This window comes from Achromobacter sp. KK8, from assembly GCF_054188005.1.
The window spans coordinates 214,801-228,407 of the sequence record NZ_CM135178.1 but is presented as its reverse complement, the minus strand read 5'-3'; the positions used below and the strand labels follow the sequence as shown (position 1 = coordinate 228,407).

Here is a 13,607-nt window from a genome sequence, read left to right as displayed (position 1 = left end):
AGGGGCCGCGCCCCGGAACCAGGAGACCGCCCATGCTGACCCTCTATCACGCCCCGCGCTCGCGCTCTTTCCGCATCCTCTGGCTGCTCGAAGAGCTGGGCGTGCCCTACGACACCGAGATGGTGTCGATCCGCCGCCGCGACGGCTCCGGCCATATCCCGCCCGACTACATCGACATCCACCCGCACGGCAAGGTGCCGGCGCTGGTGCACGACGGGGTGCCGGTGTTCGAAACCCCCGCCATCGCGCTTTACCTGACCGACCTGTTCCCCCAGGCCGGCCTGGGTCCGGTCATCGGCGATCCGCAACGCGGTCCCTACCTGACCTGGCTGGCCTACTCGACCGGCGTGTTCGAGCCCGCCATGACGGAGCGCGTGTTCAAGACGGCGCACCAGCAGGGCACGATGGGGTGGGGCTCGGCCGACGAGGTCGAACAGGTCGTGACCCGGGTGCTGCAGGCCCGCCCGTATTTCCTCGGCGAGCATTTCAGCGCCGTCGACATCGTGCTGGGCGGCACCTTGCAGTTCATGATGCAGATGAAGGTGATTGCCGAGAACCCGGTGTTCTCGGCCTATGCCGAACGGCTGGCGGCGCGTCCGGCGATGCACCGCGCCTTGCAGCGCGACGGTGACATCGGCGAAGGCTGACTACCCGAGCCGGGCGCGCAGGTCCGCCTGCCATTGCGACGGGCGGCCCAGGAAGCGCGACGGTTCCAGCAGTTCGCAGGCGCCGTCGCGTTCCAGCGCCAGCGTCGGAAAGCCCGAGCCGCGCAGCCGCCCGAGCAGCGCGCGGCTTTCGGCAATGTGGCGATCGGTGGCCGCGCCTTCGGTGGCGGCATAGGCCTCCTGGAAGGCGGCGCCGTCCAGGCCGGCGTCTTGCGCCAGGCGCCGCAGTTCGGCCGGGTCGGCGATGCGCCGGCCCTCGACGTAATGGGCCCGTTGCAGGCGTTGCAGCAGGTCCAGGCCACGGCCGCCCAGCGATTGCGCCGCCAGGATGGCGGTGGTGGGCGGGGCCGAGTCGAATACCGCGCCGCTGTCGCGCAGCAGGCCGTCGAAATAATCCGGACCGAACTGCTGGCCGGTCAGGCCGGCGATGCGTTCGTCATGCGGCATGACGTAGCGCCGCAGCGCGTCGGTGACCGGCTGGCGGTTGCCGCCGGTCATCATGCCGCCGCCGTGCAGCGCAATGGCCAGGCCGTCGATGCCGCGGGCGGCCTGCACCAGCGGCGCGGCGCCATAGCACCAGCCGCAGAGCGGGTCGTAGATGTAATGCAGGATGGGGAAAGGGGTAGCCATGGCGCCATGGTAGGGGCGCGTCCGCGCGGGACATAGCCCGTCGCGGTAGCCACTGTGTTGCGCCGGCCGCGCAGATCGTTCGCGCGGCCGGTGGCGGCGTCAGCCGGCGATCTGCACGCCGATCCAGAACAGGCCGGCCGCCAGCAGCATCGAGGCGGGCAGGGTCAGGACCCAGGCCAGCAGGATGTTGCGCACCGTGCCGCCCTGCAGGCCGCTCTTGTTGGCGATCATGGTGCCCGCCACGCCCGAGGACAGCACGTGGGTGGTGGAGACCGGCAGGCTGAAGACGTTGGCCAGGCCGATGGCGCCGACCGCGGTGAGCTGCGCCGACATGCCTTGCGCGTAGGTCATGCCCTGCTTGCCGATCTTCTCGCCCACCGTCAGCACCACGCGGCGCCAGCCGACCATGGTGCCGGCGCCCAGCGCCAGCGCCACCGCCACGATCACCCAGAAGGGCGCGTATTCGGTGGTGGCGGTCAGGTCGGCGCGCAGGCGCTGCAGGTCGGTGCGTTCACGCGCCGGCAGGCCCTCGATGCGCGCCACCTTCTTGGCGGTGTCGTCCAGGCACAGCAGGTAGCGGCGCACGTCGATGCGCTTGGCGGCGGACAGGTCGGCGTAGTTGCTGACGCCGCGCAGGTCGGCCTGCAGCGCGTCGATGGTGGCCAGGGTCAGTTGCGGGTCGCAGCGGAAATTGCGCGGCAGGTCCGAGGCGGAGCCGGCGCGCTTGAGCGCCAGGAAGTCGCCCAGCATGGCTTCGTTGCGCTGGTAGAAAGCGCTCAGGTGGGTGGCGGCGTCGCGGGTGCGCTCGATCTGGTAGGTGGTGCTGTTGGTGTCCAGCACGAAGTTGGCCGGCACGATGCCGATCAGCACCAGCATGATCAGGCCGATGCCTTTCTGGCCATCGTTCGAGCCGTGCACGAAGCTCACGCCCATGGCCGACAGCACCAGCACCAGGCGGTTCCAGAACGGCGGGTGTTTCTTGTTGTCGATGGCGCGGCGCTGTTCCGGCGTCTTGTGCATCTTCGACAGCGGCAGCCAGCGCTTGAGCGCCAGCAGCAGGCCGCCGGCCACCAGGAATCCGGCCACCGGCGACACCACCAGCGAGGCGCCGATGTCGATCGCCTTGCCCCAGTTCACGCCATCGGCCAGCGGCAGGTCGGTGATCAGCGCGTTGGCCAGGCCCACGCCCAGGATCGAGCCGATCAGCGTGTGCGAGCTGGAGGCCGGGATGCCGAAATACCAGGTGCCCAGGTTCCAGGCGATGGCGGCGGCCAGCATGGCGAACACCATGGCCAGCCCGCGGCCGGTATCGACGTTGATCAGCAGTTCGACCGGCAGCAGGTGGACGATGGCATAGGCCACGCCCACGCCGCCCAGCAGCACGCCGAGGAAGTTGAAAATGCCCGAGAGCACCACCGCCAGGTGGGGCGGCATGGCCTTGGTGTAGATGACCGTCGCGACGGCGTTCGCCGTGTCGTGGAAGCCATTGATGAATTCGAAGGCCAGGACGAACGTCAGGGCCAGGACGAGGCTGAGGCCGACCCAGAGATCTAGGCCGTGGAAGAGGGAGGGCATGGGGGGGCGGGGAGAGGTTCCGGCGAGCCCAGATTATTACAGATTTGTGACCTGTCCCCGGTTGCTGGGGGCAATTTTCTCGACGCCTTTCCGACGGGGCTCCCGCCGCGCGGGGCCATGGCGGGCTGGCCGGGGCCCGGGCGCCGGCCAGCCCGCTAGAACTTCTGGTACTGGAACTCGATTTCCAGCGGCTTGCCCAGATTGGCCGACGTGTCGGCCTGGATCATCATGACCGCCAGCAGGCCCAGGTAGAGCAGGCACAGCCACAGGGTTTTTCTCATCGCGCGGCGTCCTTGGCCTGGGAAGGGGTATCGGGGAACGGGTTCACGGGCGGAAGACCTCGGCGATGCGCTGGTTGACACGCAGCCAGCCCAGTTCGCCCAGGTGCTGCACGTCGCGCAGGGTGCCGATCTCGTAGGGGGCGTCGTACATGTTCATGCAGGCCATGGCGTAGCGCGCGCACAGCGCGTCGACCTGGCGCTGGATCGGGGCGAAGCGGTCCAGGTCCTTGAACACCAGCGGGTGCAGCGGCTGCATCACGAACAGCGCGTTGACGCCATGGTTGTGCAGCAACCGCATCAGCGCCTCCAGTTCGCGCAATTCGTCCTTGCCGGTCAGCGGCCGCGGCAGGAAGGCGGTCTTGCCGCCGGCCGGGACGGCCTGCAGGTATTTGTCGAAGAAATCGTCGCGCACGGCATAGCGGTTGCGCGCCATCCGCGCCTGTTCGGCTTCCTGCGCCTCGCGCGCCAGGGCGTCCCAGTCGACCACCCGGGCGGCCGCCGCCGGGCCCGCCGCTTCGGTCTCGGGCGCCGGGGCGGCATGGGCCGGCGTCCACAGGTCGACCAGCCGCTGGCGGAACACATAGGCCTGCTCGGCGGCCATCGACCACGCCACCCGGGCATCGCCCTTGTCGCGCAGCCAGCGCGCCAGTTGCTCGCGGCCCTCGGGCTGGCGCACCAGGCGCGGCAGCAGGGGATTGGCATGTTCGCGGAATTCGTCCGGCCCCAGGCCGCCGTCGCCATCGAACCAGCCGGGCGACACCATGATCACCACGCGCGAGGCCGGCGACAGGTCGTCGGCCAGCGCCGCCAGCACCAGTTGCATGCCGAGCGACTGGAAGCCCGAATGGCCGTAGGCCATGACCGGCATGCGCAATTCATCGGCCAGGAAACGGTAGGGCACGAAGCGCAGGTCGGTGCTGGTGAGTTCCGACGACCCCATCACCACCAGCCGGTCGCCGGTGCGCAGCGCCTGGCTCAGGCGCGACAGGTTGCGGGTCTGGTCCTGCAGGGTATTGCCGAGGTTGTGGATGTAGACGCCCGTTGCCGCGTCCGGCGCCGGGCCGGTGCGCAGGGCCAGCCCGTGCCAGGCGCCCAGGCCCGCGGCCAGCGCGACCGTCAAGGCCAGCGCCGCCGCCAGCGCATGCTGCCCGAGTGTGCGTTTGAACATGAGGAACCAGGAGGCGCGGCGCGCGGGTCGGGTGGAAGGGAAGATTGTGAGCGGATGTTATCCAGCGCCCATGACCGATACAAGCGCGCAAACCCGGGGATTCCCCTTTTTGCCACAGGGACGGCAGGCCCGTCCGCGGGCCCAAGGGGGGAGAATGCGCTAGCATCCTTGTCTGGCGGACTCCTGGATTACCAGGATTGACCGCGTCCCGGCCCGCCGGGACGGTGGTTGCCGCCATCCGCCCACTCCACGCCCCGCCTGCCCATGACCGCCCCTGTCCGCATCGCCCGCCGCCACCCCGACGAACTGATCATCGGCCTGGTGTCGATTTCCGACCGCGCCTCGGCCGGCGCCTACCAGGACCAGGGGTTGCCGGCGTTGCGCGAATGGCTGGGCGGGGCGCTGGCTTCGCCGTGGCAGGCCGTGGAGCGGCTGATTCCCGACGAGGCGGGGCGCATTTCCGACACCCTGATCGAACTGGTCGACACCTGCGGCTGCGACCTGGTCCTGACCACCGGCGGCACCGGCCCGGCGCGGCGCGATGTCACGCCCGAGGCCACGCTGGCGGTCGGCACCAAGGAAATGCCGGGCTTCGGCGAACAGATGCGCCAGATCAGCCTGCGCTTCGTGCCCACGGCGATCCTGTCGCGGCAGGTCGCCGTCATCCGCGAACGGCCATCGCACGCCGCCCTGATCGTCAATCTGCCGGGCCAGCCCAAGGCGATCCGCGAAACCCTCGAGGGCCTGAAGGCCGATGACGGCACGGTGCTGGCGGCGGGCATCTTCGCGGCGATTCCCTACTGCATCGATCTGATCGGCGGCCCCTACGCCGAGACCCATCCCGAGGTCATCGCGGCCTTCCGCCCCAAGTCGGCGCGCCGTCCGCAACCGTCGCCGGACGCTGCGGTATAGTTGGCCGCCTCTTTCCATTCATTGCCAGAGAGTCCCGATATGAAGGTCCGTACCGCCTTGTCCCTTGCCGCCGCCGTGCTTGCCGTGTCGGCGTGCGCCAACGTCAAAGACGTCCGCCAGCGTGATCCGGTGTTCTACGGCTCGACCCAGCGCACGGCCGAGGACTACACCAACTGCGTGGCCGACGCCTGGAAGAGCCTGGACGTGAATTTCGAACGCAAGACGGTGCGCAACGGCTTCGAGCTGATCCAGTCGGACAGCCTGGGCGTCGAGGCGGTGCTGACCACCACCACCTGGAAGGGCAAGACCGAGGCCCGCCTGTCGACCCGCATCGCGCGGCGCGACCAGACCTTGATCGAACCCGCCAACCTCTGCCTGCAACAGTGATGCCGCAACGCCGAGACATGCTGCGGCTGGGCCTGGCCGCGGCGGCGGTGTGCCTGGCGCTGCCGGCCCGCGCCAGACAGGCGCCCGCCGCGCAGGCGGGCGGCTACATCAGCCGCAAGCTCAATGCGCCGGTGCCGGGCGGCGTGGCCGTGCTGGCGCTGGGCGACGCCGCGACGGCGCCCGAGGTCACCTACCGCGACCGCCGCGTGCTGGTGGTGCGCGAAGACGGCAAGCAATGGATCGCCGTGGTCGGCATCCCGCTGGCGGTCAAGCCCGGCCCGCAGGAGGTCACCGTGCGCGACGCCGGCGGCTCGCGCCAGTTGCCCTTCACGGTGGGCGCCAAGGAATACGTGGCCCAGCACATCACGCTGAAGAACCCGCGCCAGGTCAATCCCGATCCCGACGACATGAAGCGCATCGAGCGCGAAATGGCCGAGCAGAGCGCGGCCAACCGCGCCTACCGCGCTGGCGTCACGCCCAGCAACGTGCTGCTGGACCGGCCGGTCAGCGGCGGCCGCCTGTCCAGTCCGTTCGGCCTGCGCCGCTTCTTCAACGGCGAAGAGCGCAATCCGCATTCCGGGCTGGATTTCGCGGTGCCGGCCGGCACGCCGATCAAGGCGCCGGCCGCGGGCGTGGTGTCGCTGGTGGGGGATTACTTCTTCAACGGCAAGACGGTCTTCCTGGACCATGGCCAGGGCTTCGTCAGCATGTTCTGCCACATGTCGGCGATCGACGTGAAGGTGGGCGATAGCGTCGCGCGCGGCGGCGTGGTCGGCAAGGTCGGGGCCACCGGCCGCGCCACGGGGCCGCACTTGCACTGGAATGTCAGCCTGAACGATGCGCGGGTCGATCCCGCGATCTTCATCGGCGCCTTCAAGCCCTGACGGGGGCGCCGTCCTCAGGCGGGGGCGGCGGCCTGCTCGGGCCGCAGCGCGGCGGCATCCTGCGACTGCTGCAGCGCGATGCGGTGCAGGATGTACTGGTGCATGCGCTCGGCGTAGCGCATCTTTTCCAGCATGTCGTGCAACTGCACTTCCTGGTCATCCAGGCAGTTGTCGTACTTGGTCTTGGCCTCGGCGTAGGTCAGGCCGGTATTGCGCAGGCTGTTGATGAACGCCTCGCGCGACTGATGCAGCAGGCGCAGGCCTTCTTCCCCCTTGGCGAAGCGTCTTCGCGTCAGGGAGAGCTGGTCGGCGGCTTCCTTCAGTTCCTGGGTCAGATCCATCTTGCTGCGTATGCGTTGCCGCCGGGCCGGGCGCCGGGCGGAGCGCCATTCTTTCACGAACCGGGGTCTTGCGCATTACTACGGCAGCGCGCGGGCGGGCTTAAGGCCGCGTGGCGCGCCAGGGCGGGGCGGAAGGCCGGCACATGCCGGCCCCGCGGTTTCTCAGCGGCGATGCTGCTGGGGACGGCTCGGGGCGGGGCCGCGCTCATCCTTGTGGCGGAAGTTGATGCGGCCCTTGGTCAGGTCGTACGGCGACATTTCCAGGGTGACGCGGTCACCGGCCAGGATGCGGATGCGGTGCTTGCGGATGCGGCCGGAGGCGTAGGCGCCCACTTCGATGCCGTTATCCAGGGTGACGCGGTAGCGGCTATCGGGCAGCACTTCGTCAACGATGCCATCCAGTTCGATGAGTTCTTCTTTAGCCATTCTCTACTCCTTGATCAATACGCGCCGCCATGCCGTCGGCATGGCGCGCCACCGGGGCGGCGAGCGCGTCGGACTCTGATAGCCAGGTCCAGCGGTTGAACGTAAAACGTCCGGGCAAGCGCGGGTATGGGCCATGGCATCCCGAGTGGATGTCTGAAATGACGGATACTCGCGCCGCGAGGGCAGTGTGCGCGCGATGCGCAGCTTGGTCGCGGGTTGGCGCTTGTGGCGCGTCGCCGGAAGAAGCGGGTTGGAGTGTCTGCTGCAACGGCGCGCGGCGCGGGTTGCGCCATGGGCCAGGGGCAGGTTTCACCCAAGAAAACCGGTTGCAGAGTCGCAGGTATGCCAGGCGAAAGTCCGGCATGGCCCGTAGTAACTGCGGGTAGGCGCTCGACGTGAACGAAGCCCGGTTTTTGCGGAAAAATCACGCACTTATGTTACTGCAAAGCGCAATGATTAGCCAGTTTTTATCCGGCTTCGTGGCGTGATAGTTGCTATTGAACGACTGACCGGCTTTTCATTGCGCGGGGATGCGCGCCTGGTAGTCGGCTTCCCAGCGCAACAGCGCCGACCAGAAGGGGCCCGGTTCGCGCCCCGCCAGGCGGGCCGACAGTACTCCCAGATGCGTATGCCAGCCGCCGGCCACGTCGATCATGCCGGCACGCGAAGCCAGTTTGCGATGGGTCAGCACCAGGCGGGTGTCGTCCCCTTGTGGGGACAGTTCGAACGTCACTTCGGACGGTTCGCCGGGCGAGCCTCCCCAGGTGAATGCCAACAGCCGCGGCGGCTCGCAACGCGTGATGACGCCGTGGGTGGTGACGCCGTTCTCGTACGGCCTGTATGGCTCGGGCGTGGGCTCGGCCACGGACGACAGGTCGGCATGGACGAAACGCAGCGTAACGCCGCCGCCTTCGCGCAATTCCATGTCGCCGGTCGCCAGCCACAGGCCGCGCTTGTCGGATTCGGTCAGGAAGGCCCAGACCCGTTCGACGCTGGCGGGCAGCACGCGGGTAAAGCAGAGGGACGTGGGGCTGGTGACGACACCGTATTCACTCATGTTGGCTCTCCGGGGGAGTCCGGCCGGGGCGCATGGGCGGCCAGCGCGGCTTCAAGCGCGTCCAGCCTGCCCGACCAGAAATGTTCGTAGAAACGCAGCCATTGCATGGCTTCGGCCATGGGGGCCGGCTCGAGGCTGCACACGTGGCTGCGGCCCTTGACGGTGCGCCGCAGCAGGCCGGCCCGTTCCAGCGCCTGCACGTGCTTGGAGGCGCCGGCGAAACTCATGCGCAGGGGCGCGGCCAGTTCACCGATGGTCCGGTCTCCGCCCGCCAGGCTTTGCAGCATGTCGCGGCGCGTGGGGTCGGCCAGCGCGCGAAAGACGGCATCGAGGGAGGAAGGCATTGATTCAACCATAGGGTTGAATATAGCCTGCCGTTCATATCGAATTCAACTGTTTGGTTGAATTTTATGTAACCGCGTGGGGCAAGGCCGCTTCGGCATCTTCATAGGCCCCCGGATAGCGCGGCAGGTTGTCGGTGATGTCGAACCACGGCGCCTTGCTGGCGACGTGGCAATGCGCGGCCGGCTTGATGCCCGGGTCGTCGTCCAGGGCGCCCAGCGGCAGGCCGTAGATGTCGGGCGTCTGGTCGAAGCGGCTGAGCAGCGGCGTGCCGCAGGCCTCGCAGAAGCCGCGGTAGTTACCGGGCGACGAGCAGTACCAGGTGACATGGTTTTCCCCCTTGGTCCAGGCGAAGTCGGCGGCCTGCACCGTGGCGCGGCTGCGGAACGCGGCGCCGTGCGACTTGCGGCACATGGCGCAATGGCAATTGAGGGCGTCGGTGAGCGGGCCGGTGATCTGGTAGGCAACGCGGCCGCAGAGGCAGGAACCGTTGAGCATGATGACCGCCTGTCGGGAAGAGGGGATGCCTTGAATATACCCGGGGCCCGCGACAGCGGCGCGGCCATATATGACGGATGTCTTTCAGTTGGTTGCCATGGCCCCTATTTTCCGCCAAATGATTCGATCCCCGGGTCATCGCGTTGTCATGCCGCGAAAACAGAATGCGCGAATGAACCAGACCAAGGGGATTCAACGATGACCTACGCCATCGAAGTACAGGGGCTGAGCAAGTCCTTCCATCCCGGCGCGCGGGCGCTGGACAACGTCGACCTGCGCGTGGCCGACGGCGAGATGGTGGCACTGCTGGGCGCCTCGGGCTCCGGCAAGTCCACTCTGCTGCGCCACCTGGCCGGCTTCGTGGTGGGCGACGCCGGGCAGGGCAGCGTTACCGTCAATGGCCAGCTGATCCAGCGCCACGGCCGCCTGTCGCGCAATGTGCGCGGCGCCCGCGCCGGCATCGGCTTCGTGTTCCAGCAATTCAACCTGGTGGGCCGCCTGCCGGTGATCACCAACGTGCTGACCGGCCTGCTGCCGCGCGTGCCGATGTGGCGCAGCCTGACGCGCGTGTTCCTGCGGGCCGAAGTGCGCCAGGGGCTCGACGCGCTTGCCCAGGTTGGTATAGACGACTACGCATTTCAGCGCGCTTCGACGCTGTCCGGCGGCCAGCAGCAGCGCGCCGCCATCGCCCGCACCCTGGTGCAGAACGCCCGCGTGATCCTGGCCGACGAGCCGATCGCCTCGCTCGATCCGGAATCGTCACGTCGCGTGATGGACACGCTGGCGCAGATCAATCGCAGCCGCAAGGTGGCCGTGGTGGTCTCGCTGCACCAGGTCGATGTCGCCCTGCGCTACTGCCCGCGGGTGGTGGCGCTGCGCCATGGCAAGGTGGTCTACGACGGTCCCTCGGCCGAGCTGACGCCGGCCATGCTGCGCGACCTGTACGGCTCGGAATTGAGCGAGCTGCTTCCCGAATACACGCCGCAGGTCCTGCCCATGCCGGGCCTGGCGCCGCTTTCCCGACAGGCCTGCGCGGCCTGACCTTACCCGTTCCCTACCCGGAGCTTTCCATGCTACGCAGAACCTTTGTTGCCCTGATCGCCGCTGCCGCCTTGTCCACGCAAGTCCATGCGCAAGAGGCCAAGCCGTTGAACTTCGGCATCATTTCGACGGAGTCGTCGACCAATCTGAAGTCGGTGTGGCAGCCCGTCATCGACGACCTGAGCCGCGCCATCGGCGTGCCGGTCAAGCCGTTCTTCGCTTCCGACTACGCCGGCATCATCGAAGGCATGCGCTTCAACAAGGTGCAGCTGGCCTGGTACGGCAACAAGTCGGCGATCGAAGCCGTGGACCGCGCCAGCGGCGAAGTGTTCGCCTCGGTGATCGACAAGGACGGCAACCCGGGCTACTGGTCGCTGCTGATCGTCAACAAGGACAGCGACATCAAGAGCCTGGACGACCTGCTCAAGCGCCGCGGCCAGCTGACCTACGGCGCCGGCGATCCCAACTCGACCTCGGGCACCGCCGTGCCCGGCTACTACCTGTGGGCCGCCAACAAGATCGAGCCCAAGACCTTCTTCAAGGCCGTGCGCGTCAGCAACCACGAGACCAACCTGCTGTCGGTGATCAACAAGCAGGTCGACGTGGCCGTGAACAATACCGAGGCGCTGGAGCGCTATCGCCTGAGCACCGGCAAGGACGCCAACGACAGCGTGCGCATCCTGTGGAAGTCGCCGCTGATCCCGGCCGATCCGCTGGTCATGCGCACCGACCTGCCGGCCGACATGAAGGCCAAGATCCGCGACTTCTTCGTCAACTACGGCAAGGGCAAGGACGCCGCGCGCGAGATGGCCAACCTGAAGGCGCTGACCTACCAGGGCTTCCGCGCCTCGGACAACCAGCAGTTGGTGCCGATCCGCCAGATCGAACTGGCGCGTGAAAAGGCCAAGATCGAGGCCGATGCCACCATCGGCCAGGCCGAGAAGCAGAAGCAGCTGGCCGAGCTGGACGCCAAGCTGGCCAGCCTGGGCCAGCCGACCGCCAAGCAGTAACGATGCCACGCGGCGCCAGCGCTTGCCCCTGAAGCGCCGGCGCCGCGTCCATCCGATTTTTCTATTCCGGAATCCCCATGACCCTGGCCGTGCCTTCTTCCCGTTCCCCCGCCGCGCCGCGCTCGTCGCTGCCGGTCCTGCTCGTATGGGCCTTCGTGCTGGCGCTGCTGGTGATGTCCTGGCGCGGCGCCGACATGCGGCCGCTGGACCTGTTGCGGGACTCGGGCAACATGGCCCAGTTCGCGGCCGACTTCTTTCCGCCCAATTTCCGCGACTGGCGCATGTACCTGGACGAGATGATCGTGACGGTGCAGATCGCGGTGTGGGGCACGTTCCTGGCGATCGTGGTGGCCGTGCCGCTGGGGCTGCTGTGTTCGTCGAACATGGTGCCGGCCTGGGTCTACCAGCCGATGCGGCGCCTGATGGACGCCTGCCGCGCCATCAATGAAATGGTGTTCGCGATGCTGTTCATCGTGGCGGTGGGCCTGGGGCCCTTCGCCGGCGTGCTGGCGTTGTGGGTGCACACCACCGGCGTGCTGGCCAAGTTGTTTTCCGAGGCGGTCGAGGCCATCGACCCGCGCCCGGTCGAGGGCGTGCGCGCCACCGGCGCCAACGCGCTCGAAGAGATCGTCTATGGCGTGATCCCGCAGGTGCTGCCGCTGTGGATCTCGTACTCGCTGTACCGCTTCGAGTCGAACGTGCGCTCGGCCTCGGTGGTGGGTATCGTCGGCGCCGGCGGCATCGGCACGGTGCTGTGGGAAATCATCCGCAGCTTCCGCTATGCCGAAACCTGCGCGGTGATGATCATCATCGTCGGCTTCGTGGTCGTGATCGACATGGCGTCGGCCCGCATCCGCCGCGCGTTGATCTGAACCACGGGCGCGCCGCGGCGCGCCCCTTTGGCTCAGTCGGCCGGCGTGAGCGCCAGGAAGGCGGGCAGGGCCAGCAGTCCCGCCAGCCGGGCGGCGGCGATGTCCGCCGGCGCCAGCGCCGCGCGCGGCATCAGGAAGTTGACGGTGCCCAGGCAGGCGCCGTCGAACACCACCGGCACGTTGATCACCGATTGCAGGCCGAGCGCCTGGATGGCGTCGTGATCGTCGAAGAACTCGCGGATCGCGTCGCTGCCCTCGCCGATGAAGACCTTGCGTTCGAGCAGGACGTGGCGGCCCCAGGCGGTGCCGCGCTTGTCCTTGCTGCCGCCGGGCGGATAGGCGGCGGGGTTCGAGCTGTACAGCCGCACCACCCGCATGCGTTCGGCGTCATGGCGGTTGATGGTGCACAGCGTGTGCCCCAGCGTGGCGTGGGCGTGCGCGTCGAGCGCGGCGAAGGCCGCCGGGGCCGAGGCCGCGTCATAGGCTTGCGCGAGGCGCTCGACGGTGTCGGACGTGATGCTCATTCGGCGGTGATTCCCAGTTCCTTGATGAGCTTGCCGTACTTGTCGGCATCGCGCGCCAGCACCTGGCCGAACTGCTCCGGCGTGGTGTCCAGCAGCAGCACGCCCATGTCGCCCATCTTCTTGACGACGTCGGGCCGCTTGAGAATCTTGTTGATCTCCTGGTTCAGCCGCGCCGTCAGTTCCGGCGGCATGCCGGCCGGGCCGAAGGCGCCGTACCAGACCGACAGTTCGTAGCCGGGCAGGGTCTCGGCCACGGTCGGCGCCTCGGGCAGCAGCGGCGAACGCTGTTCCTCGGTGACGGCCAGCAGCTTGAGCTTGCCGGTCTGCACGTGCGGCAGGGTCTGGGTGCCGGCGCTGAACAGCACCTGGGTGCGGCCGGCCACCGTGTCCAGCACCGCCGGCGCGCCGCCGCGGTAGGGAATGTGCATCATCTTCACGCCCGCGGCCTTCTCGAACAGTGCGGCGCTCAGGTGGTTGGTCGAACCCTGGCCGGCCGAGGCGTAGGCCACCTTGTCGGGGTTGGCCTTGACGTAGTCGATGAATTCCTTGACGTTGGCGGCCGGCACCGAGGGATGCACCACCATGGTGTTGGTGACCAGCGCCAGTTCGGCGATCGGCGTGAAGTCCTTGACGCCGTCGAACGGCATGTTGCCGTAGAGCGCCTGGTTCATGGTGTGGGTGCTCATCGAGCCGACCAGCAGCGTGTAGCCGTCGGGCTTGGCGCGCGCGACGAAAGTGCTGCCGATGTTGCCCGAGGCGCCCGAGCGGTTCTCGACGATGACGGGCTGGCCGAGCGATTGTGTCAGGCCTTCGGACAGCACGCGCGCCAGGATGTCGGTGGAGCCGCCGGCGGCCCACGGCACGATCAGCGTGATCGGCTTTTCGGGCCAGGCGGCCTGCGCCAGCGCGGGCGCGGCGCACGCCACGGTGAGGGCGCAGGCGCGCAACAGTCGTCGGATGGTTTTCATGGTGTTTACCCCTTGCGATAAGGCCG

General features: G+C 68.2%; 18 protein-coding genes. 7 read left to right on the top strand and 11 right to left on the bottom strand.

Annotated elements, in window-relative coordinates; translation table 11 throughout:
• The first annotated feature begins 32 nt into the window (after positions 1-32).
• Complete coding sequence (locus ACVN9Z_RS01105; protein WP_006385592.1) at positions 33-647, top strand: glutathione S-transferase family protein; 615 nt, start codon at positions 33-35, stop codon at positions 645-647.
• On the opposite strand, the gene ACVN9Z_RS01100 is transcribed toward ACVN9Z_RS01105, so the two are convergent.
• The 4 genes from ACVN9Z_RS01100 to ACVN9Z_RS01085 all read right to left on the bottom strand — a co-directional run bounded on the left by ACVN9Z_RS01100 (position 648) and on the right by ACVN9Z_RS01085 (position 4,319).
• Entirely contained in the window at positions 648-1,295 is a 648-nt protein-coding gene (locus tag ACVN9Z_RS01100) for a DsbA family protein (RefSeq protein WP_049054897.1), read from the bottom strand.
• Between the two features lie 99 nt (positions 1,296-1,394).
• Positions 1,395-2,870: an inorganic phosphate transporter gene (locus ACVN9Z_RS01095; protein ID WP_006385590.1), complete on the bottom strand. Its 1,476-nt coding sequence runs from the start codon at positions 2,868-2,870 to the stop codon at positions 1,395-1,397.
• Between the two features lie 155 nt (positions 2,871-3,025).
• Positions 3,026-3,151 carry a hypothetical protein gene (locus tag ACVN9Z_RS01090; protein ID WP_020926707.1) on the bottom strand — a complete coding sequence of 42 codons (126 nt, stop codon included), beginning with the start codon at positions 3,149-3,151 and terminating at the stop codon, positions 3,026-3,028.
• Positions 3,152-3,194: 43 nt separating this feature from the next.
• Entirely contained in the window at positions 3,195-4,319 is a 1,125-nt protein-coding gene (locus ACVN9Z_RS01085; RefSeq protein WP_173010433.1) for a D-alanyl-lipoteichoic acid biosynthesis protein DltD, read from the bottom strand.
• A gap of 264 nt (positions 4,320-4,583) precedes the next feature.
• On the opposite strand from ACVN9Z_RS01085, the gene mog reads away from it, so the two are divergent.
• From mog to ACVN9Z_RS01070, 3 genes are read left to right on the top strand one after another with little or no spacing between them, the layout of a single operon-like run.
• A complete protein-coding gene (gene mog, locus ACVN9Z_RS01080) occupies positions 4,584-5,231 on the top strand; it encodes a molybdopterin adenylyltransferase (RefSeq protein ID WP_107316774.1) in 648 nt (215 codons plus the stop codon).
• Positions 5,232-5,270: 39 nt separating this feature from the next.
• A complete protein-coding gene (locus ACVN9Z_RS01075) occupies positions 5,271-5,618 on the top strand; it encodes a hypothetical protein (protein WP_006385587.1) in 348 nt (115 codons plus the stop codon).
• Positions 5,618-6,502, top strand: coding sequence for a peptidoglycan DD-metalloendopeptidase family protein (locus tag ACVN9Z_RS01070; protein ID WP_172561412.1), 885 nt, complete (start codon positions 5,618-5,620; stop codon positions 6,500-6,502). The genes ACVN9Z_RS01075 and ACVN9Z_RS01070 overlap by 1 nt, the downstream gene beginning before the upstream one ends.
• Before the next feature lie 14 nt (positions 6,503-6,516).
• Here the strand turns inward: ACVN9Z_RS01070 and ACVN9Z_RS01065 are convergent, their stop codons facing one another.
• From ACVN9Z_RS01065 to ACVN9Z_RS01045, 5 genes are all read right to left on the bottom strand, one after another.
• A complete protein-coding gene (locus tag ACVN9Z_RS01065) occupies positions 6,517-6,843 on the bottom strand; it encodes a hypothetical protein (protein WP_006385585.1) in 327 nt (108 codons plus the stop codon).
• Between the two features lie 162 nt (positions 6,844-7,005).
• Positions 7,006-7,269: a translation initiation factor IF-1 gene (gene infA / locus ACVN9Z_RS01060; protein WP_006385584.1), complete on the bottom strand. Its 264-nt coding sequence runs from the start codon at positions 7,267-7,269 to the stop codon at positions 7,006-7,008.
• A gap of 517 nt (positions 7,270-7,786) precedes the next feature.
• A complete protein-coding gene (locus ACVN9Z_RS01055) occupies positions 7,787-8,326 on the bottom strand; it encodes an SRPBCC family protein (RefSeq protein ID WP_006385583.1) in 540 nt (179 codons plus the stop codon).
• Positions 8,323-8,682, bottom strand: coding sequence for an ArsR/SmtB family transcription factor (locus ACVN9Z_RS01050; protein WP_006385582.1), 360 nt, complete (start codon positions 8,680-8,682; stop codon positions 8,323-8,325). Before ACVN9Z_RS01050 ends, ACVN9Z_RS01055 begins: the two co-directional genes overlap by 4 nt.
• 52 nt (positions 8,683-8,734) lie before the next feature.
• Entirely contained in the window at positions 8,735-9,166 is a 432-nt protein-coding gene (locus ACVN9Z_RS01045) for a GFA family protein (protein ID WP_049054896.1), read from the bottom strand.
• 198 nt (positions 9,167-9,364) lie between these two features.
• Here ACVN9Z_RS01045 and phnC point away from each other — a divergent pair, with 198 nt between their 5' ends.
• The 3 genes from phnC (at position 9,365) to phnE (ending at position 12,089) form a co-directional block, all read left to right on the top strand.
• Entirely contained in the window at positions 9,365-10,207 is an 843-nt protein-coding gene (gene phnC / locus ACVN9Z_RS01040) for a phosphonate ABC transporter ATP-binding protein (RefSeq protein ID WP_006385580.1), read from the top strand.
• A gap of 29 nt (positions 10,208-10,236) precedes the next feature.
• Positions 10,237-11,217, top strand: a complete 981-nt coding sequence (phnD, locus tag ACVN9Z_RS01035) for a phosphonate ABC transporter substrate-binding protein (protein WP_006385579.1) — start codon at positions 10,237-10,239, stop codon at positions 11,215-11,217.
• A gap of 77 nt (positions 11,218-11,294) precedes the next feature.
• Positions 11,295-12,089 carry a phosphonate ABC transporter, permease protein PhnE gene (gene phnE / locus ACVN9Z_RS01030; RefSeq protein ID WP_020926712.1) on the top strand — a complete coding sequence of 265 codons (795 nt, stop codon included), beginning with the start codon at positions 11,295-11,297 and terminating at the stop codon, positions 12,087-12,089.
• 32 nt (positions 12,090-12,121) lie between these two features.
• Here the strand turns inward: phnE and ACVN9Z_RS01025 are convergent, their stop codons facing one another.
• Together ACVN9Z_RS01025 and ACVN9Z_RS01020 are read right to left on the bottom strand one after the other, a co-directional pair.
• On the bottom strand, positions 12,122-12,613 hold the full coding sequence (locus tag ACVN9Z_RS01025) for a GAF domain-containing protein (RefSeq protein WP_200221755.1): 492 nt from the start codon (positions 12,611-12,613) through the stop codon (positions 12,122-12,124).
• On the bottom strand, positions 12,610-13,581 hold the full coding sequence (locus tag ACVN9Z_RS01020) for a Bug family tripartite tricarboxylate transporter substrate binding protein (protein WP_200221754.1): 972 nt from the start codon (positions 13,579-13,581) through the stop codon (positions 12,610-12,612). The genes ACVN9Z_RS01025 and ACVN9Z_RS01020 overlap by 4 nt, the downstream gene beginning before the upstream one ends.
• Between the last annotated feature and the right edge of the window lie 26 nt (positions 13,582-13,607).

Bases quoted from the DNA above. Each gene is read 5' to 3' on its own strand.
- ACVN9Z_RS01105 (WP_006385592.1), top strand. From the start codon at position 33: ATGCTGACCCTCTATCACGCCCCGCGCTCGCGCTCTTTCCGCATCCTC.
- ACVN9Z_RS01100 (WP_049054897.1), bottom strand. From the start codon at position 1,295: ATGGCTACCCCTTTCCCCATCCTGCATTACATCTACGACCCGCTCTGC.
- ACVN9Z_RS01095 (WP_006385590.1), bottom strand. From the start codon at position 2,870: ATGCCCTCCCTCTTCCACGGCCTAGATCTCTGGGTCGGCCTCAGCCTC.
- ACVN9Z_RS01090 (WP_020926707.1), bottom strand. From the start codon at position 3,151: ATGAGAAAAACCCTGTGGCTGTGCCTGCTCTACCTGGGCCTGCTGGCG.
- ACVN9Z_RS01085 (WP_173010433.1), bottom strand. From the start codon at position 4,319: ATGTTCAAACGCACACTCGGGCAGCATGCGCTGGCGGCGGCGCTGGCC.
- mog (WP_107316774.1), top strand. From the start codon at position 4,584: ATGACCGCCCCTGTCCGCATCGCCCGCCGCCACCCCGACGAACTGATC.
- ACVN9Z_RS01075 (WP_006385587.1), top strand. From the start codon at position 5,271: ATGAAGGTCCGTACCGCCTTGTCCCTTGCCGCCGCCGTGCTTGCCGTG.
- ACVN9Z_RS01070 (WP_172561412.1), top strand. From the start codon at position 5,618: ATGCCGCAACGCCGAGACATGCTGCGGCTGGGCCTGGCCGCGGCGGCG.
- ACVN9Z_RS01065 (WP_006385585.1), bottom strand. From the start codon at position 6,843: ATGGATCTGACCCAGGAACTGAAGGAAGCCGCCGACCAGCTCTCCCTG.
- infA (WP_006385584.1), bottom strand. From the start codon at position 7,269: ATGGCTAAAGAAGAACTCATCGAACTGGATGGCATCGTTGACGAAGTG.
- ACVN9Z_RS01055 (WP_006385583.1), bottom strand. From the start codon at position 8,326: ATGAGTGAATACGGTGTCGTCACCAGCCCCACGTCCCTCTGCTTTACC.
- ACVN9Z_RS01050 (WP_006385582.1), bottom strand. From the start codon at position 8,682: ATGGTTGAATCAATGCCTTCCTCCCTCGATGCCGTCTTTCGCGCGCTG.
- ACVN9Z_RS01045 (WP_049054896.1), bottom strand. From the start codon at position 9,166: ATGCTCAACGGTTCCTGCCTCTGCGGCCGCGTTGCCTACCAGATCACC.
- phnC (WP_006385580.1), top strand. From the start codon at position 9,365: ATGACCTACGCCATCGAAGTACAGGGGCTGAGCAAGTCCTTCCATCCC.
- phnD (WP_006385579.1), top strand. From the start codon at position 10,237: ATGCTACGCAGAACCTTTGTTGCCCTGATCGCCGCTGCCGCCTTGTCC.
- phnE (WP_020926712.1), top strand. From the start codon at position 11,295: ATGACCCTGGCCGTGCCTTCTTCCCGTTCCCCCGCCGCGCCGCGCTCG.
- ACVN9Z_RS01025 (WP_200221755.1), bottom strand. From the start codon at position 12,613: ATGAGCATCACGTCCGACACCGTCGAGCGCCTCGCGCAAGCCTATGAC.
- ACVN9Z_RS01020 (WP_200221754.1), bottom strand. From the start codon at position 13,581: ATGAAAACCATCCGACGACTGTTGCGCGCCTGCGCCCTCACCGTGGCG.